Here is an 18593-nt window from a genome sequence, read left to right on the forward strand (position 1 = left end):
CGGGCAAATACTGGATGGATGCACACTATCAAGCGTAGCGTTGTTTGCCCTGAATGAAGAGTGTTTCATCTGTACGCGTCAAAGCGTCGCGATCTACCCCGTCTTTCGATGGGACTGGTAGAATCGCCGCCGGTTCACACGAGGTTTATCCATGCACGATCCCCACAGCGAACGCATGAGTGGCAGCGAGACCCGCGCAGCGAGCGGTCTGGCCCTGGTGTTCGCCTTCCGTATGCTTGGCATGTTCATGGTGTTGCCGGTACTGGCAACCTACGGCATGGATTTGGCGGGAGCGACCCCGGCCCTGATCGGGTTGGCCATCGGCGCTTACGGCCTGACCCAGGCGATTTTTCAGATCCCGTTCGGGGTCATTTCCGACCGCATTGGCCGCCGCCCGGTAATTTACCTCGGGCTGATCGTCTTCGCCCTCGGCAGCGTGCTGGCCTCTCAGGCCGATTCGATCTGGGGCGTGATCGCCGGGCGAATCCTGCAAGGCGCCGGGGCGATTTCCGCAGCGGTCATGGCGTTGCTTTCCGACCTGACTCGCGAGCAGCACCGTACCAAAGCGATGGCCATGATCGGCATGACGATTGGTCTGTCGTTCGCCGTGGCCATGGTCGTCGGGCCATTGCTGACCCGTGCGTTTGGCTTGTCCGGACTGTTTCTCGCCACCGGTGGCATGGCGCTGGTGGGCATCGTCATCGTCATGTTCATGGTGCCGAAATCGACCGGGCCGCTGACTCATCGCGAATCCGGTGTGGCGCGACAGGCGTTGATGCCGACGCTCAAACATCCTGATCTGCTGCGCCTCGATCTGGGCATCTTTGTGTTACATGCCATGTTGATGTCGAGCTTCGTCGCGCTGCCTCTGGCACTGGTCGAAAAAGCCGGTTTGCCCAAGGAACAGCACTGGTGGGTCTACCTCACCGCGTTGCTGGTTTCGTTCTTCGCCATGATCCCGTTCATCATCTATGGCGAGAAGAAACGCAAAATGAAACGAGTTTTGCTCGGCGCCGTGACGACGCTGATGCTGACTGAGCTATTCTTCTGGCAGTTCGGTGACAGCTTGCGGGCTCTGGTGATCGGCACGGTGGTGTTTTTCACCGCGTTCAATCTGCTGGAGGCTTCATTGCCGTCGCTGATCAGCAAGGTTTCACCGGCGGGCGGGAAGGGCACGGCCATGGGCGTGTATTCCACCAGTCAGTTCCTTGGTTCGGCACTTGGCGGGATACTCGGCGGCTGGTTGTTTCAGCATGGCGGTCTGTCGGTTGTGTTCCTTGGATGTGCCGGGCTGGCTGCACTTTGGCTGGCCTTTGCTGTTACCATGCGCGAACCTCCCTACGTGACGAGCCTGCGCTTGCCGTTGTCGCCCGAGGCGATCCGCGAAGCGGGTCTGGTCGAGCGCCTCAAGGCCCTCGTAGGGGTAACCGATGCAGTGATAGTTGCTGATGAAGCGGCTGTTTACATCAAACTGGACAAAGAATTAGTGGATCGCGACACCCTCGAACGCCTGGTGAACAACCCGGCCGGGGCTGCTTGCGACGCCTAGGAGAACGTTATGGCCCGTGGGGTTAACAAAGTCATATTGGTCGGCACTTGCGGCCAGGATCCCGAAGTTCGCTACCTGCCTAACGGTAACGCCGTGACCAACCTGAGTCTGGCAACCAGCGAACAGTGGACCGACAAGCAAACCGGTCAGAAGGTCGAAAAGACCGAGTGGCACCGTGTTTCGATGTTCGGCAAAGTCGCCGAAATCGCCGGCGAATACCTGCGCAAGGGTTCGCAGGTTTACATCGAAGGCAAGCTGCAGACCCGTGAGTGGGAAAAAGACGGTATCAAGCGTTACACCACCGAAATCGTGGTCGACATGCAAGGCACCATGCAACTGCTCGGCGGCCGTCCACAACAGGGCGACCAACAAGGCGGTGGCAACAACTATCAGCAGTCCGCTCCGGCACCACGCCAGCAGGCGCCGCGTCCGCAGCAGTCGGCTCCGCAACAGCGTTCGGCCCCGGCTCCTCAGCAGGCCGCACCGCAACCGGCTCCGGATTTCGACAGCTTTGATGACGATATCCCGTTCTGATTTGCCCGCTGAATCACCTTTGATTTAGCCTCGAAGCCCCCGCATTGCGGGGGTTTTGTCGTTCTGGACGGGCCAAAGATGTCGCCTCGTTCAACTCATGACCGATGAGTCGTTTGGTCTGATCACGGAAAGTTTCGCACTGAGTCTTGAAGGCTGCCGCCAGTCGCACCATGATCCGTACCTGCGACTGGATATTCAGGCGCCTTTTTGCAAAAGCAGGATCCCGGGGAGCTGGGCTGCGTCCATCACAAAAACAAGAGAAAACGATGAGCAGTAGCAAGAACAAGGAAATCGAGTATCTGCGCGGCGTGGCCATCCTGATGACGGTGTTGGCCCATAGTTCGTTGTTGTTGCCATTCCATAGCGACTTCATGCAGAAAGTATTCAATGTGTTTTCCCCGTGGTCAGGGGTGGATCTTTTTTTCTGTATTTCCGGTTACGTGGTCAGCAAAGCGTACCTCGATTATTTTGATAAAAATCGTGAGCAGGGCCGATTCGGCCTCGCGGCCACCTCGTTCTGGATCCGGCGGGCCTACCGCCTGCTGCCCACGGCGTGGCTGTGGGTATTGATTCCGCTGGCGTTCTCGATCTTCTTCAACCAGTCGAATGCATTCCAGTCGTGGTTCGATAATTTGCGCAGCTTCACGGCAGTCGCGACCTTTACCGGCAACTTGGCGAACCAGTACGGTGTGCTGCTGGGGCCGAACTCGGTGTACTGGAGCCTGGCGCTGGAGGAGCAGTTTTACTTTATCTTCCCGCTGTTTCTGCTGCTGATCACATCCACCCGTTGGCGAGTAATCGCCCTGCTCGCACTGATTGCCGTGCAGTTCCCGTTCAATCGTTATGCCTTCGGCGGGCCTACGGCGGCCATGCTCTTCTCGTTCCGTCTGGATGCGATGATGTGGGGCATTCTTCTGTGCCTGTTCACGCGCACCTCACTGTACAAAGACATTGAGCCAGTGGCGCTGGGCGCCAGCCTGATCAAGCGGTTCGGGTTGACGCTGTTCCTGCTGTACATGCTCGGGGCCATTGCCGGGCAACTGATCGCCATGCCCATCGCGGTGGGGCTGATCGCATTGAATGCATTGGTTCTGGTCTGGCTCTCCAGTTATCAAAAAGGCTATGTCTACTGCCCGGCGTTCTTGAGTGGAATTGCCCAATGGCTAGGCTCGCGTTCTTACGCTTTGTACGTGATACACATGTTCGCCTACCACTTGAGTACCGAAATCTGGAGTCGAGTGGCCAGCGACAGAGGTGTCGAACTGGGGCCTGAGTTCACCGTGGAAATGTTGCTCACCTCGTTTGCGATCATGTTGGTCTGCAGCGAGTTGAACTACCGTTTTGTCGAAACTCCGCTGCGTCGTCGCGGCGCGGAAATCGCACGGCGCAGAATGGCTGGTGTGAGCACGTCGGAAACCGCCAGGGACAAACTCCCGGCAGATCGTCCGGTACGCTCGACAGAGCTGTCTTGACCGAGGGCGAAAAAAAACCGTAGAGCTCACGCGCTACGGTTTTTTTATGGCTGAAAAGTGGCCTATGGCTCAGTCGAGAATCAGGTGCGGCAGGAAGCGGCTCGAGTCTTTGGTGATCAGGCTGTTGTCTTCGCGCACGCCAATGCCTGCGGCTTGATCGCCTATCACCCACGAACCAATCAGCGTGTAGCTGTCGCCAAACTTCGGCAGTGGCGCAAATTCCTGCAGGATAAACGGCGCATCGGTGTAGGGCCCGTCTTCTTTGACGATCAGACCTTCAGCCGTGTGCAACTCAATGTTCGCGCCTTCACGGGAAAAGTACGGCTTGCGCACCCAACCCTTGGGCACCGCACTGGCCGGGTTTGGATCAAGGTGCGCCGCGAGCAAGTTCGGATGACCCTTGTGCAGTTCCCACAATAAAGGGAGCGCGCCTTTGTTCGACAGAATCGCCTTCCACGCCGGTTCAAAAAACTGCGTATCGCACTCGGCAATCGCCGCGCCAAAAGGTTCGTGGAAGATGAACTCCCAGGCGTGCAGCTTGAACAGGTGCGGGATCCAGCGATCCTGCAGATCGACAAAGCGGCCCTCAGAAGTCAGGCCAATGTCTTCAATGTCGATGTGCCGCGATTCGATGCCGACTTTTTCTGCGATCAGCCGCAGGTAATCGGTGGTGCCCTTGTCTTCGATCGAGTCTTTCATCGAAGAGAAATAGAACGGCCGCGTCAGCTTCAGTTCGGCAAAAGCTTGATGCAGTTTGGTGTCGATGCTGTTGAACTGGTCGGCATTCGCCGGCAGCGTGCCGCGCTCGATGCATTGCTCCAGCCAGCCCCACTGAAACGCCGCTGCCTCGTACAGGCTGGTCGGCGTGTCGTAGTTGAGCTCCAGCAGTTTCGCCGGGCCGTTGCCGCTGTAGGAAAAGTCCATGCGCCCGTACAGATGCGGATGACCTTCGCGCCAGGAAGTGCGGATCATGTCGTAGTACGGCGCCGGGATGCTCAGCCGCCCCAGCAACTCTTCGCTGTTGACCACGCGGTCGACCAGATCCATGCACATCTCGTGCAGCTCGGTGGTCGGATCCTCGAGATCGTTTTCGATCTGCGCGAGCGTGAACCGGTAGTACGCGCTTTCGTCCCAGTAGGGCTCGTCGTCGATGGTGTGAAACATAAAGCCGAGGCTTTCGGCGGTCTGTTTCCAGTCCGGGCGCTCGGCGCAGAGGATTTTCTTCATCGTCAGCTGCTCGAGCGACCGGAACTGCTGCCCCAGCCACCCCAACCGCTGCGAGCACTCGACTGGCTACCGAAGCCGCCGCGCGAGGTCGACGAGGCAACGTTGACCGGTTTGCTTTTGCTGCTTTCGTAATCCGTTTGGCTGCGCGTCGCCGTTTCGGCTCGGCGGTATTGCGTCGAAGTGTTGTAGGGCTGGCGCGTGTCGCGATCGCGGTACACCGTGCGATTGACGTTGTTGCTCATCGCGTTGCCGATCAGCCAACCGGTCAGCCAGCCACTGCCGCCGCCACTGGAGGTGTGCGAAGTGTTTTGCACATTCTGCGCGGGATCACCTGCCGGCATTTGCGCGCCGGCGATGGCGTCGAGGTTCTGCGCCGGTTCACCGTTCTGCGGCACTTTGAAGCCGCCGAGTTTCGGCACGAAGCGGCCGTCGGAATTTTTCTGACACCAATCAGCGGCGAAGTCGGCGTCGCACTTGGCCTTGTCGTCGTACGCCGGGGCGATGCGCCGGTGTTCGGTCAGGGCGGCGACGTAAGCGTTGGAGCAGACATCGGCGGCCACTTCGGCATCGACACACTGTTCCACGCTCTGGAAGTTACGCGGCTGCTCGACCGCCGCCGCTTCACCGGAGATGGCCATGGCCACCGACGCGGCGAGGGACAACTGCACATATTTACTGCGTTTCATCGAAGGCTTCCTGCCGGTCAGTTGGACGGGGTCATGCATGCGGCGTTGAGCATGCCAACGCTGATGGCGACCGCTGCCACGTAAATGCCCGAAGCGATTTCACCGTTGGCAATGCGCTGCGAGGTGCCCTTGAGCACCAGGCCGGTGGCGAGGAATGCCAGCAGTTGCACAACAGCGGCAATCACCGCCCACAGGACGAAGTCGAGGACGTTGACCGAGAAGGCGATCACGTTGCTGGCCGGGATCGCGAAACCGATGATCGCACCGGACAGGGCGATGGCGGCGGCGACGTTGCCGGAGCGAATCAACTCGAACTCTTTGTGCGGGGTGATGCGGGTGTAGACGAATTGGAACAGCATGAACAGCAGCACGGCGCCGATCAGGTAGACGACGAAACCGACCAGCGCGGTTTTGTTCAGGGAAACGGCCAGCACTTCCAGCATGAAAAACTTCCTTTTTTAGATGGGGCTCAGATCAGTCGTGTACAGCGAGATACCCAACGAGGTGCTCAGGCTGACGGTGCCTTCTTCGTCCTGTTCGACGGAGAACAGCAGCAATTCGCGGCGATCGGTCAGGCCGGTTTCGCGTGCGTAGAGCATCGAGTGGTGTTCGATGGTGTAGGACTCGTCCGGGTTGATGACTTGTTCGGTCATCGGCACCAGTTCGGTCTGGCCCTGTTCGGTGCCCCATTCGCGGGTGTACTCGACGCCATCGTGGGTGTAAGTCGGCAGGCCGATCGCGCTACTTGGGCCGGCCAGGCGCTGCAGTTCGGCGTCACTGTTGACGGTCACGTAACTGAGGTAGTTGAACAGCGTGACCGATTCGATCTGGTCATCGCCGGTAACGTGGATCTGCAGCCAGAAATCCTCGTCGTTCATGTAATAGCGGTGCAGTTTGTTCGACTGGCCGAGATCGACCCAACCGGCGCTCCAGATCGCTTGATCGAAGGGCACGCGCACCGTGGTCGAACCGTCGAGCAACAGCGCCAGCGTCGTATCGAACCTGACAGCCTTGCCCTGGGCCATGCCGAGTGGGCCACTGGCAACGGTCGGTGTCGGCGCAGCGGTCTGCCAGTTGCTGGTGCCCAGCAAATCTTTAAACCATCCCATGGGTACGTTCCTTGAGGCGGGTGGAAGTGTTCGTCGGCGGAAAAAGCGTGGCTAGTGTACCGGGCCGGGATCCCATGTAGGAGCTGCCGAAGGCTGCGATCTTTTGATTTTATTTTTAAAGACAAGATCAAAAGATCGCAGCCTTCGGCAGCTCCTACACAGGGCAGGATGCGATGTTACTGAGCGGACTTCTGCTTCAGGCGCTCAAGAATCGCGTTGGCGCTGCCAGCATTCGGCGTGATGCCGGCTTCTTGCAGTTTGCGATCCAGGTCATTGCCGGTCGCGGCGTCTGCCAGTTCATCGGCAGCACTTAGCTCGGCAGCGCGTTGTTGCTGTTTGGCTTGCAGGCGGTTCAGCGTACCCACGGCGGTTTCCAGTTTGCCGTTGGCGCCGCCGCTGGCGATGGACGCACTGACCTGAGCCTTTTGCACGCTGTCGCGGGCCTTGGCCATGTCGACTTGCTGGCGCAGGCTCTTGATGCGGGCTTCGGCCTTGTTGATGTCTTTGCGCATGTTTTCGGCGTAGACACCAAACTCGTCGCTCTGCTTTTTCTCGGCATCGAGGTCGTTGGTCAGGGTCGAAATCGCTTCGGCCACTTCCAGCGCCAGATCTTCACGGCCAGCGTTCAACGCCGACACAGCCTTGGCTTCGAGATCCTTGATCTTGGCGTCGTACTCGCTCACGCGATCGGCGGCCAGTTTGTGCTTGGCCATGATGGTGACCAGCTCGCGACGTGCGTTCGACAGGGCGGTGTCGGCATCGCGGATTTCCTGATCGAGGATGCGCAGGGCCTGTTGGTCGACGATCGATTCGCCGACTTCATTGGCGCCGCCGCGCAGCGCGGTGAACAACTTGCTCCAGATGGACTGAGTCATTGGATTTTCCCTGTTGATTACTTGAAGAAGTGTTCGAAGGCTTCGCTCGCGCGCTGCACGTTGTCGACCAGGGTTTTCACCTCGGTGACGACGTTGGTCAGGCTCGAGTCGGCGCTGAGGGCGCCAAACATGTTGTAAACGGTCTGCCCGTTGGGCATCGACTCGATACCGATCGACGACAGCGGGAACATTTCCCGGCTGCGCAACACGGCGTCATTGAAGGCGTGCACGTCGGTGATCGAATCGATATCGACCAGCACGGTGTCAACGATGATCTGCTGACCGGCGACGGCGATGTGAATCGGCAGACCGCCGAATTCGTTCATTTCCAGCTTGATGCTGGGCTCGGAGCTCTGGATCAGCGACAGCGTGATCTCGTGCGAAGCCACCTCGTCCAGGGCCTTGAGGGCGTTGAAGAGGCTATCGATATTCCAGTTGTTGCCTGCGCTCATGTAATTCTCCGACATGAAAGAGCCAGCCAGAATCGGTTGGCGTAGCTGTTGCTCCATTTGCTTGAGCAAGCTTCGGTTTTCGGGAAGCACCCAAGTTTCGTGTTTCACATAACCGGCAGCGGCCAGGCCCGCACGCATCTGCTTCATATAAAAGCTCGACGGTTTTTTTGCGGACGCCTTCGCGCGCTCTCCCTTGGGACTATCAGATTTCGCGGTGGGGGAACGGCTTTTCATGGCTATGACTCGGTTATGAACATCTCACGCGTGAGCCACACTACAACCAATCCAAAATGCCAGCAATGACTCACGCGTGAGTTTTTTATGACAGACGAAAAAAGGCCCGCAACGTGGCGGGCCCTCTTTTTATAGACTGTGTGCAAAGTGTTGCTTAGCGATCAGCCGACAGAAATTCGTCCGTCGAGATCACATTGGCGTAGGCAAAGCCCAGTGCTGACATGAACGCGGCGTGTACATGGGCGGCAGGCACGGTCAGGCCATTGAATTCCAGATCGCGGCTGGCGCAGGCGTCGTGAATCACCGTCACGGTGTAGCCAAGATCCGCTGCTGCCCGAGTGATGCCATCGACGCACATGTGGCTCATGCTGCCGACCACCACCAGCTCCTTGATGCCTTGCTCATCGAGGATCGATTGCAGTTCAGTCTCGCGAAACGAATTGACGAAGTGTTTGAGCACGACCGGCTCGTCGGCGCGGTTGAGCACTTTCGGGTGCAGCTTGGCGCCGTCTGAGCCCGGGGTGAAAAACGGCGCATCCGGCGAAGTGAATTCGTGGCGGATGTGCACCACTGAATCGCCCGCTTCGCGGAACGCTGCAATCAGTCGCACGGCGTTGTCGGCGGCGGCATCCGCGCCGACCAGCGGCCACTTGCCTTGGGGGAAGTAGTCGTTCTGGATATCGACTACGATGAGTGCTTGCTTGGCCATGGGTGTGTCCTCGAAGTGCTTGTTGGTGTGGTGCAAGTATTGGCGCTGGCCGATGATTCGAGGATTGGCCGCACCGACAATAGACAGGGGAAAACTGACAATGGGCGTTGAAAAAGCCGCCATCGCTGAACTCGGCGTGCTGATTTATCCCGGCGCGCAGATGGCAGCGGTGCATGGCTTGACCGATCTGTTCGGCGTGGCCAACCGCATTGCCGCTGAGCATCAGACCGCGCAATTGCCGGTGCTGCGGGTCAGTCATTGGCAGGTCGACGGTGATCAGCCGCCCGTGCGGGTTTACGACAGTCATCCGAGCGACGAAAGCGATTTGCTGGCGGTGCTGATTCCGCCGTCAATTGGCGGCTTCAGTTCGGCAAACATGCCAGCCAGCCTTGCGCAGTGGTTGCGCGATCAACATGCCCGTGGCGCGACACTCGGCGGAGTCTGCGTGGGTTCGCTGATGTTGGCGGAAAGCGGTTTGCTCGATGGCCGTAGCGCCACCACCCACTGGACGTCGGCCAAGGCGTTCGCCGAGCAATACCCGAAGATCAAATTGAAAGCCGATACGCCCATCGTCGATGACGGCGACCTGATTACCACCGCTGGATTGATGGCCTGGTCGGAGCTTGGCTTGCGCCTGGTCGACAGGCTGCTCGGGCCGAGCATCGCCACCGGTACCGCGCGTTTTCTGGTGATCGAACACAGCGACAGTGCCAGTGAGTGCGGGAGCAATTTTGCGCCGATTCTCAGTCATGGCGATGCGGCGATTCTCAAGGTTCAGCATTGGCTGCAAAGCACCGGCGCGACGGATGTTTCGCTGACCGCGATGGCGGAGAGGGCGGGGCTGGAAGAGCGTACGTTTCTGCGGCGCTTTCGCGCGGCGAGCGGGTTGAAGCCGACCGAGTATTGTCAGCATCTGCGGGTGGGCAAGGCGCGCGAGATGCTCGAATTCACCAATGGCACGATCGATCACATTGCGTGGACAGTGGGGTATCAGGATCCGGGAGCGTTTCGGGCGATCTTCAGGAAGATCACCGGGCTGGCGCCGAGTGATTATCGGGCGCGGTTTGGTGTGACCCCGAACTTGAAGGCGACAAATTCCTAATGTGGGAGCGAGCCTGCTCGCGAAAGCGGTGGATCTGCGAAATTGATGTGGACTGACACTACGTCTTCGCGAGCAGGCTCGCTCCCACAATGAACCCCACAGAGCTATGGATCGTGCAATTTGCCGGGGTTTTGTCGGCGGTCGTGCAGATTGAAACAGGCGTGGTGCCAGCACAATTCCGCCAAGTTTTTGATTAAACGAGAGTTTCCGTAGAGCAGCCGTTGGCCTGATCTCTGCACCCTTCATCGCTACAGTCATCGAACCGAGGGAAGGGGGACGCATGACCCCGATCACCCGCAGGAAAATCGTCGTCGCCCACTCGGTGCGTGCCGGCGCGCCGCAGCACGAAGTGCAAACCAACAAAGCGCTGGCCCGCTGGCTGGCGCAAATTCTCGGGTTCAAATTCGGTGGCAGTTACGACCCGGAAAAACATCGCGGTCGTGACCTTTATCTATTGCCGACGCAAACCATCGTCGGCGCCACCCACGCTCACGAGCTCGGCATCAAAGCCCCGGAAGATTTGTGGGGCGGATTTGTCGAGCACGACTTCATTTGCACCAAAGCCATCAGCCACGGTTTGCGCAGCCACTTGGCTCATGCGCCTGAGGGCTGGTCGACGCTGTTTTCCGAACGGGTGCGCAACGTGGTGCTCGACGGCCTCAGCGTGTTTTCCCTGGAAGATGCGCGACCCGCCGCCGAGCATTTGCTGTACAGCGGGCCGATCCGTTTGAAGCCGGTTCATGCCTGCGCCGGTCGCGGCCAGGAAGTGATCAAGAGCCTCGACGCCTTCGATGAAATCCTCGCCCGGCCCGATATCGCAAAACAGTTCAGCGAAGGCGTGGTACTGGAACAGGACTTGAGCGACGTCGTCACCCACAGCGTCGGCCAGACGTTCATCGGCGACAAAGTGCTGAGCTACTGCGGCGATCAATACTTGACCAAAGATGCCCACGGCGAAGACGTGTATGGTGGTTCGAACCTGCTGGTGGTGCAGGGCGGCTATGCTGATCTGCTGGCGCTGGATCTGGCGGACGATGTCCGGCTGGCCATCGAACAGGCGCAGATTTTCGACAGCGCCGCCGATGAAGCTTATCCGCGCTTCTACGCCTCGCGGCGCAATTACGACATCGCCCAAGGGTTGGACAGCAACGGCAAAACCCGCAGCGGCGTGCTCGAACAATCCTGGCGCATGGGCGGTGCCAGCAGTGCTGAAGTTGCCGCGCTGCAAAGCTTCGTCAACGACCCGGGGATGCGCGCGATTCGTGTGTCCTCGGTGGAAACTTACATCGATCAGCCGCTGCCGGCAGACGCCATCGAGGTGTATCGCGGCCCGGCGGAAAACAGTGAATTTCTCCTCAAATACGTAACGGTCAAATCTTATGACGGCTAGAAGCGAAAGCATTCAAATCGACATTGATGATGAACAGATGAGCGGGACGTTTCTCAGTCCCAAATCGAAAGTCCCGGGGGTGTTGTTTGTTCACGGATGGGGCGGCAGTCAGGAGCGAGATCTTGAACGGGCCAAAGGTATCGCAGGGCTGGGTTGCGTGTGCCTGACCTTCGACTTGCGCGGGCATACCGGCGGCACCGGGATTCCGCTGACCCGCGTCACCCGTGAAGACAATCTGCGAGATCTGCTTGCGGCGTATGACCGCTTGCTCGCGCATCCTGCGCTCGATACCTCGGCGATTGCCGTGGTCGGCACCAGTTATGGCGGTTATCTGGCTGCAATCCTGACGTCGCTGCGCCCGGTGCGCTGGCTGGCGCTGCGGGTGCCGGCGTTGTATCGCGACGAGCAATGGCACACGCCGAAGCGGGAATTGGATAAAGCGGATTTGCGTGACTACCGAAGCACGCTGGTGCGCGCTGACAGTAACCGTGCGCTGCATGCGTGCTCGCAGTTCACCGGGGATGTGTTGCTGGTGGAATCAGAAACCGACGACTACGTGCCCCACGCGGCGATCATGAGTTACCGCGCGGCGTGTCAGCAGACGCATTCGCTGACGCACCGGATTATCGATGGCGCCGATCACGCGCTGAGCGAGCCGGTTTCGCAGCAGGCGTACACCTCGATATTGGTGGACTGGATTACCGAGATGGTCGTCGGCGAACGGTTGAGCATTATTCAGTCTTGAAGATCAAAAGATCGCAGCCTGCGGCAGCTCCTACAGGGAGAATGCATTCCAACTGTAGGAGCTGCCGAAGGCTGCGATCTCTTGATCTTAATGCCTAGGTTTTTTCTCTATCCGCAACGCCTTGGCTTTGGCCTCAACCACCAAATACATCACCACCGTAATCAACAACGGCAACAGAAAATAAATCGCCCGATACGCCAGCAACCCCGCCACCAGACTCCCTCGCGAAGCCTCGTGCTGCAGCAGCGCAACAAACACCGCCTCCAACACCCCAAGCCCCGCCGGAATATGCGTGATCACCCCGGCAATCGCGCTGATCAACAGCACACCCAGCACCAACGGATAATCCAATTTGCTCGGCAATAACGTGAAAATCACCGCCGCCATCAGCGACCAGTTCAAGGCGCCCAACAACAACTGCAACACCGCCATGCGCAGCGATGGCAGGTTGATTTCCACGCCACGAATCGACCACTCGCGGCGCTTGGAAAACTGACACGCCGCGAGGTAACCGGCGCTGACCAGCAGCAACAAAACCCCGATGCCTTGCAACGCGCCGCTGCTGACTTTCCACCCCGGCGGCATAGTCACCAGACCACTGCTGAATACCGCACCGGCAATGGTCATGTAGCCAAACCAGTTGGTCGCCAGGCTCAGCCCGAGAATCTTGGCGATGTTGCCTTTACTCACGCCCAACCGTGAATACAGCCGATAACGCATGGCGATGCCGCCGACCCACGCGCTCAGGTTCAGATTGAACGCGTAGCTGATAATCCCCACCGGCAGAATCTGTTTCCAGGTCAGATCCTGACGAATGTAGGTGCGGCCGATCAGGTCGAAACTGGCGTACACCAGAAAGCTCAGCAGCGTCAGGCTGGCGGCAATGATCAGCGTGCGCACCTTGAAGTCGGCGAGGGTTTCCAGCACTTCTTTCCATTCGATGCGCGTGGCGAACATCGTCAGCAGCACGATCAGTGCGAGGAAAAACAGCAGCGTCAGCGGACGTTTCCAGCGGCTCCATTTCGAGTGCGTCGCTGGCGCCGCGTGACCGCTCGGGTGCGCTTCGGAATGGCTCATGAGCGGTTACCTCGAAACGGCTTGAGCCGCGGTTTGTGCGCCGGCAACCAACCCGCCATCGCCGGGAAATGCCGCAGAAAGTGGAACACCAGAAAGCCCACGGTCATGTGCCAGATACGTCCGCGCGGCGACTTGCTGGCGTCCATGGCTTTGCAGTGGTTTTGGCTGAGGTCTTCGAGGCGCTCGAACAAGTGCTGATTAAACGCGCGATCGCGGATCAGCACGTTGGCTTCCAGGTTCAGCGACAGACTCAGCGGATCGAGATTGCTCGAACCGACGGTGCTCCATTCTTCATCGACCAGCGCGACTTTGCCGTGTAGCGGACGCTGGCAATACTCATGAATCTGCACGCCAGCCTTGAGCAAATAATCGTAGGTCATGCGCGCCGCGAGTTTCGCCACCAGCATGTCTGGCTGGCCTTGCAGGATCAGCCGCACATCGACACCGCGCCGGGCGGCATTGCGCATTTCACGCAGCAAGCGGTAACCGGGGAAGAAGTAGGCGTTGGCGATCACTACACGGCGTTTGGCGCGGCGCAGCACTTGCAGATAAACGTCTTCGATATCAGTGCTGTGTTGGTCGTTGTCGCGGAACACCAGACGCACCTGACCGTCATGATCATCGAAGGCCATTTCCGCGCGACGCTGGCGCCGGCGTTGCCACCAGAACCGCGCGCGACCCGGGCGACCACTTTGCAACAGGGCGAAATGATGGATGTCGGCGACCGCCGGGCCCTGAATTTCCACCGAATAATCCTGCTTGGCTTCGGGGCCGAAATCGGCCAGATGATCGCCAGAAAAATTGATCCCGCCGATGAACGCGACCATGCCGTCGACTACGACGATTTTGCGGTGCAAGCGGCGGAACCAGTTGGTACGAATGCCGAGGCGTTTCGGCGCTGGATCGAAAATCTGCAAATGCACGCCGGCCTCGCTCAATGCGGCGAGATAACCGGTGGTCAACTCGCCACAACCGAAGCCGTCGAGGCTGACGGTGGTGCGCACGCCGCGCTTGGCCGCATCAATCAGAATCTCCTGCAGCTCGGCGCCGACCTTGTCTTCGAAAACGATGAAGGTCTCGAGAATGATTTCACTCTTCGCCGCACGCATTGCTTCAAACACACGCGGGAAATATTCCTCGCCGTTTTCCAGCAATTGCACATGGTTGCCGCCCTGCCAGCGGTACTCGACGTCGACCTGGCCGGGCTCGCGCACCGGCGGGGTAATGCTGATGGGTTCCACGGCGGATTTCTCCAGCGGCGCGCTGTTCATAGTTCGATCTCCACCGATAACGGTGCGTGGTCGGAAAGGTGAGACCAGGGCCGGTTGGCAAGGACTTTCGGCTGGCTGGCTTTGAGGTTACGGACATAAATACGGTCGAGGCGCAGCGTCGGCAGACGTGCGGGGAAACTGCGCGCCGGTTTGCCGTGGTGCTCGGCAAAGACTTCGCGCAGGCCGCAGGGTTTGAGCAACGCATCGGCGCGCTGGCGCCAGTCATTGAAGTCACCGGCGACGATCACCGGTGCGTCGTCGGGCAATTCGGCAAGACGTTCGCCAAGCAGCTTCAACTGGGCGTTGCGATGACTTTCGCGTAGACCCAGATGCACGCAAATTGCATGGATTTCGGCGCCGTCGCCGGGCAGACGCAGCACGCAATGCAGCAGACCACGGTTCTCGTGGCCGCTGATCGACACGTCGAGATTGTCGTGGCGGATGATCTGGAATTTCGACAACAACGCATTACCGTGATCGCCGTCCGGGTACACCGCGTTGCGCCCATAGGCGAATTGCGGCCAGAGGCTGTCGGCGAGGAATTCGTACTGCGGCATCGTCGGCCAATTGCTGTAGCGCTTGTGATGATGTTCGTGGGTGCCGTGGACTTCCTGCAGGAACACCACGTCGGCGGCGACGCTGCGTACTGCTTCGCGCAGTTCCGGGAGGATGAAACGCCGATTCAGTGCGGTAAAACCTTTGTGGGTATTGACCGTCAGCACGGTGAATGTGCGCACCGACGGCGCGACGACCGAGCCTTCATCGGTGAAGCCGACCGGTTCTGAAATACTCATGCCAGCACTCCTTCGCCAGCGGGTTCGCCGGGGGTGGTGGCGAGGTCTTTATCCAGCTCGAAACGGTGCAGCAGATCACGGGCGTCGTAGGGCGCGCGGACTTTGATGTCGTTGTCGAAATAGCAGAACACTTCGCGGGATTTGCGTGCGCGCGGCTTCAAGCGCGGGGCGATCAGATGGGCATCTTTCGGTTGCTCGCCGTGGTGCCAGGCGTCGATGCGCTCGGCCCAGCGCTTGAGGGCTGGCGCGGTGTAGCCGCTGGCGTAGAGTTCTTCGGCGCCGTGAAGGCGCAGGTAGACGAAGTCGCTGGTGAGGTCTTCGCGGTAGGGCCATTTATCGGCGGTGTCGGCGATTACCAGCGCGGTGTTGTACCGCTTCAGTAACCGCACAAATTCGGGATCGAGGAAGCTGTCGTTGCGGATTTCCACGGCATGGCGCAGCGGCTTTTTGCGCCAGGCTTTCATGCTCGCGTGGCCGTGCAGGTGGGAGTCGTGTTGGTGGGCGAGGGCGGCGGCCGCCTCGGTGTCGTGCGGCAATAGCGCGAGGAAATGTTCGAAACGCTCGGGCTCGAATTTGAAGTTCGGCGGGAATTGCCAAAGGATCGGCCCGAGTTTCTCCTTGAGTTCCAGAATCCCCGACGCGAAGAAATTCGCCAGCGGTTTTTCGATATCGCGCAAACGGCGGATATGGGTGATGAAGCGCGGGGCTTTGACGCTGAAGACGAAGTCGTCGGGTGTTTCGGCGTACCACTGCGCATAGCGTTCGGGGCGTTGCAGGGCGTAGAACGATCCGTTGATTTCGATGCTGTTGACCGCCCTCGACGCGAACTGCAGTTCGCGCTTTTGCGCCAGTCCCTTGGGGTAGAAGTCCCCGCGCCACGGTTCGTAGCGCCAGCCGGAAATACCGATGTGAATCGTCGCCATGCCACCCTCCCGTTGAAAGCCCTCGTGTTGCCGCTGTCTTTTGATGACTGCGGGCGGATCGGGAAAGTTTCGGCGGTATTACGGACGGTCAGCCAATAGGGGTGACCGAGCCTTTGTAGGAGCAGAGCTTGCTCGCGAAAGCGGCGGATCATCCAGCATCAATGTTCAATGAAAGGACGCCTTCGCGAGCAAGCTCTGCTCCTACAGAACCACAGGACACGGGCATAGGGGGAGGGGCTCGTGAACTTGCCGGCCAATTATCGATCAGTTCCTTACAGGTTCAGCCACGGGAGATCGGAGTTTTGGTCAAGTTCAGGATCGCCATTCTGCTGGGAGCATTGCTGTTTCTCGGTGCCAGTGAAATCGACGCCGCCGCGCTGCCGGGTGTTCCGGCCGCTGCCGAGGAACCGGCCAAACCCGAGCCGCTGGTGCAGGGCGGTCTGCTCGGTGCGATCAGTTCGAGCATCGACGACGTCCAGGACAAACTCGACATCAACGAGCATCTGGTCGACGCCTGGCGCCTGCGCGCCGACCGTGCGGCCGATGAAGTCGACAAATTGGTCAACCAGCCGTCGAACCGCTCAGGCTGGAGTGTCGCCGGAGATTTCCTCACGCTGTCCGGCACTTGGCTCGGCAGTTTTGCGCTGCTCACCGTACTCGGCAGTTTGTTGGCCAACCGTATGCGTGGAGGCCGCTGGTTACGCACCCGCCAGCGCAGTCAGGATCTGATCGGCTACTTGCTGCCGTACACCCTTCCGGCACTGATCTGCCTGCCGTTGACCCTGTATGTCAGTCATTTTCTGCAAGCTTCGGTGGGGCGCGCGCTGGCGCTGTGTCTGGCCTACGCCACCAGCAGCGGCATTTTTTCCACTTCGATGTTGTTATGCGTGGTGGTGATGTTCAACGTCGGGCACAAACGTCCCGCCGCACGCATCATCCGCAATTATTGTCCGCGACCGTTGTTCCTGATCGGCTTCCTCGCCGCCCTCAGCGATGCGCTGACCAGCCCGCAAATCGCCCGGCAACTGGGCGGCAATATCACCAGCAGCGTTGCCGTGTTTACCGGCCTGATCGCCTCGGTGATTTTCGGATTGTTGGTGATTCGTCTGCGCCGTCCAGTGGCGCATCTGATCCGCAACCGCTCGCTGGCTCAACGTTTGAAACAGCCCTCCTTGCAGGAGTCACTGCGGATTTTTTCCGGGCTGTGGTATTGGCCGATTGTGTTGATGGTGCTGGTCTCGGCGGTCAACCTCATCGGCATCGGCGAGGACAATCAAAAAGCCCTGCGCTGCGCGTTGTTCACCACGGTGCTGCTGATCGGCACGGTATTTCTCAGCACTATTCTGCAGCACTTGTTCAAGTCACGAAAAGCCGAAGCGATCCAGCGCAGCAGCGCCTACAAGGAACGCTTCCTGAGCCTGCTGCACGCCTTGCTGCGCATCGTGATCGCCATCGCCTTCATCGATATTCTCGGACGGATCTGGGGCGTGTCGCTGCTCGATTTCGCCCAGAGCAGCACGGTCGGGCGAGCAATCAGTAACGCGCTGAGCAGCATTGGTCTGATCTTTCTGGTGACGTGGTTGCTGTGGGTGGTACTCGACACGGCGATTCAGGAAGCGTTGAAGCCAGCGGTCAGCAAACGCGCGGCGCGCCAGCCGAGCACACGGGTGAAAACCATCCTGCCGCTGCTGCGCAACGCGATCAAAATCATCCTCGTGGTGATCTGCGCGATCACCACCATGGCCAACCTGGGGATCAACGTTGCGCCGCTGCTGGCGGGTGCCGGTGTGGTCGGTCTGGCCATCGGTTTCGGTTCGCAGCAACTGGTGCAGGACGTGATTACCGGGCTGTTCATCATTATCGAAGACACCCTGTCGATTGGTGATTGGGTGGTGCTTGATTCCGGGCATGCCGGTACGGTCGAAGGGCTGACCATTCGCACGCTGCGGCTGCGTGACGGCAAGGGTTTTGTGCACTCGGTGCCGTTTGGCCAGATCAAGGCTGTGACCAACCAGTCGCGGCAGTTCGCTTATGCGTTTTTCTCGGTGCAGTTCACCTATGACACGGACGTGGACAAGGCCATTGAGTTGATTCGCGAGACCGGCGATTCGATCCGCGAAGACCCGTTCCTCAAGTACAACCTGCAAGGGCCGCTGGATGTGTTTGGCGTGGATCGGATGGATTTGAATGGCGTGGTGCTGACGGCGCAATTCAGAACGGTGTCGGGCGGGCAGTATGCGGTGAGCCGGGCGTTTAACCAGCGTTTGAAGAAGCTTGTGGATAACACCGAGACGGTGCATTTCGCGCAGACTTATCCACAGCAGGTTTTGTTGCCGAAGCGGCAGGTGCAGGAGGGAGAGGTGGTGGCGACCGAGGTGCCGCAGGGGTCGCGGACATAGCGCAATTTCAGGTGTAGGGCTGCTGACGCCTTCGCGAGCAGGCTC

Annotated in this window: 18 protein-coding genes; 7 read left to right on the plus strand and 11 right to left on the minus strand. The window is 59.3% G+C overall.

Annotation, left to right across the window (positions count from 1 at the left end; translation table 11 throughout):
• Window positions 1-151 precede the first annotated feature (151 nt).
• The 3 genes from ACP3TY_RS00285 (at window position 152) to ACP3TY_RS00295 (ending at window position 3555) form a co-directional block, all read left to right on the plus strand.
• Window positions 152-1549: an MFS transporter gene (locus tag ACP3TY_RS00285; RefSeq protein WP_053124304.1), complete on the plus strand. Its 1398-nt coding sequence runs from the start codon at window positions 152-154 to the stop codon at window positions 1547-1549.
• A 9-nt stretch (window positions 1550-1558) separates the two neighbouring features.
• On the plus strand, window positions 1559-2083 hold the full coding sequence (locus ACP3TY_RS00290) for a single-stranded DNA-binding protein (protein WP_008081898.1): 525 nt from the start codon (window positions 1559-1561) through the stop codon (window positions 2081-2083).
• Window positions 2084-2253: 170 nt separating this feature from the next.
• Window positions 2254-3555 (plus strand): acyltransferase family protein, encoded by a 1302-nt coding sequence (locus ACP3TY_RS00295; protein ID WP_246542010.1) that lies wholly within the window; start codon window positions 2254-2256, stop codon window positions 3553-3555.
• Window positions 3556-3624: 69 nt separating this feature from the next.
• Here ACP3TY_RS00295 and ACP3TY_RS00300 read toward each other — a convergent pair whose 3' ends face one another.
• The 7 genes from ACP3TY_RS00300 to ACP3TY_RS00330 form a co-directional block, all read right to left on the minus strand.
• Window positions 3625-4782 carry a glutathionylspermidine synthase family protein gene (locus ACP3TY_RS00300; protein ID WP_426619030.1) on the minus strand — a complete coding sequence of 386 codons (1158 nt, stop codon included), beginning with the start codon at window positions 4780-4782 and terminating at the stop codon, window positions 3625-3627.
• Window positions 4783-4784: 2 nt separating this feature from the next.
• Window positions 4785-5468 carry a DUF1190 domain-containing protein gene (locus ACP3TY_RS00305; RefSeq protein ID WP_426619031.1) on the minus strand — a complete coding sequence of 228 codons (684 nt, stop codon included), beginning with the start codon at window positions 5466-5468 and terminating at the stop codon, window positions 4785-4787.
• A gap of 17 nt (window positions 5469-5485) precedes the next feature.
• Window positions 5486-5911 (minus strand): DUF350 domain-containing protein, encoded by a 426-nt coding sequence (locus tag ACP3TY_RS00310; RefSeq protein ID WP_053124298.1) that lies wholly within the window; start codon window positions 5909-5911, stop codon window positions 5486-5488.
• 15 nt (window positions 5912-5926) lie between these two features.
• Window positions 5927-6577, minus strand: a complete 651-nt coding sequence (locus tag ACP3TY_RS00315; RefSeq protein ID WP_400649309.1) for a DUF2491 family protein — start codon at window positions 6575-6577, stop codon at window positions 5927-5929.
• A 176-nt stretch (window positions 6578-6753) separates the two neighbouring features.
• Window positions 6754-7452 (minus strand): PspA/IM30 family protein, encoded by a 699-nt coding sequence (locus ACP3TY_RS00320; protein WP_053124296.1) that lies wholly within the window; start codon window positions 7450-7452, stop codon window positions 6754-6756.
• 17 nt (window positions 7453-7469) lie between these two features.
• Window positions 7470-8051: a YjfI family protein gene (locus ACP3TY_RS00325; protein ID WP_246542012.1), complete on the minus strand. Its 582-nt coding sequence runs from the start codon at window positions 8049-8051 to the stop codon at window positions 7470-7472.
• A 241-nt stretch (window positions 8052-8292) separates the two neighbouring features.
• Window positions 8293-8847, minus strand: coding sequence for a cysteine hydrolase family protein (locus tag ACP3TY_RS00330; protein ID WP_053124293.1), 555 nt, complete (start codon window positions 8845-8847; stop codon window positions 8293-8295).
• 100 nt (window positions 8848-8947) lie between these two features.
• Here ACP3TY_RS00330 and ACP3TY_RS00335 point away from each other — a divergent pair, with 100 nt between their 5' ends.
• The 3 genes from ACP3TY_RS00335 to ACP3TY_RS00345 all read left to right on the plus strand — a co-directional run bounded on the left by ACP3TY_RS00335 (window position 8948) and on the right by ACP3TY_RS00345 (window position 12084).
• Complete coding sequence (locus ACP3TY_RS00335; RefSeq protein WP_426619032.1) at window positions 8948-9949, plus strand: GlxA family transcriptional regulator; 1002 nt, start codon at window positions 8948-8950, stop codon at window positions 9947-9949.
• Window positions 9950-10229: 280 nt separating this feature from the next.
• Window positions 10230-11339, plus strand: coding sequence for a DUF3182 family protein (locus ACP3TY_RS00340; RefSeq protein WP_426619033.1), 1110 nt, complete (start codon window positions 10230-10232; stop codon window positions 11337-11339).
• A complete protein-coding gene (locus ACP3TY_RS00345) occupies window positions 11329-12084 on the plus strand; it encodes an alpha/beta hydrolase family protein (RefSeq protein ID WP_008081888.1) in 756 nt (251 codons plus the stop codon). The genes ACP3TY_RS00340 and ACP3TY_RS00345 overlap by 11 nt, the downstream gene beginning before the upstream one ends.
• A gap of 87 nt (window positions 12085-12171) precedes the next feature.
• Here the strand turns inward: ACP3TY_RS00345 and ACP3TY_RS00350 are convergent, their stop codons facing one another.
• Genes ACP3TY_RS00350 through ACP3TY_RS00365 form a run of 4 tightly spaced genes read right to left on the minus strand, consistent with a single transcriptional unit; the run spans window position 12172 to window position 16149 of the window.
• Complete coding sequence (locus ACP3TY_RS00350) at window positions 12172-13161, minus strand: lysylphosphatidylglycerol synthase domain-containing protein (protein ID WP_426619034.1); 990 nt, start codon at window positions 13159-13161, stop codon at window positions 12172-12174.
• Window positions 13158-14432 carry a cardiolipin synthase ClsB gene (clsB, locus tag ACP3TY_RS00355; protein WP_212551335.1) on the minus strand — a complete coding sequence of 425 codons (1275 nt, stop codon included), beginning with the start codon at window positions 14430-14432 and terminating at the stop codon, window positions 13158-13160. Before clsB ends, ACP3TY_RS00350 begins: the two co-directional genes overlap by 4 nt.
• The gene (locus ACP3TY_RS00360; protein ID WP_053124281.1) at window positions 14429-15226 is read right to left on the minus strand and encodes an endonuclease/exonuclease/phosphatase family protein; all 798 of its coding nucleotides are present in this window, start codon (window positions 15224-15226) and stop codon (window positions 14429-14431) included. The genes clsB and ACP3TY_RS00360 overlap by 4 nt, the downstream gene beginning before the upstream one ends.
• Window positions 15223-16149 carry a DUF72 domain-containing protein gene (locus ACP3TY_RS00365; protein WP_159815621.1) on the minus strand — a complete coding sequence of 309 codons (927 nt, stop codon included), beginning with the start codon at window positions 16147-16149 and terminating at the stop codon, window positions 15223-15225. Before ACP3TY_RS00365 ends, ACP3TY_RS00360 begins: the two co-directional genes overlap by 4 nt.
• Before the next feature lie 302 nt (window positions 16150-16451).
• Between ACP3TY_RS00365 and ACP3TY_RS00370 the strand changes: the two genes are divergently transcribed.
• Entirely contained in the window at window positions 16452-18548 is a 2097-nt protein-coding gene (locus ACP3TY_RS00370; RefSeq protein WP_426619035.1) for a mechanosensitive ion channel domain-containing protein, read from the plus strand.
• Window positions 18549-18593: the final 45 nt, after the last annotated feature.

Source organism: Pseudomonas rustica (genome assembly GCF_049959085.1).
Taxonomy (GTDB): Bacteria; Pseudomonadota; Gammaproteobacteria; order Pseudomonadales; family Pseudomonadaceae; genus Aquipseudomonas; species Aquipseudomonas rustica.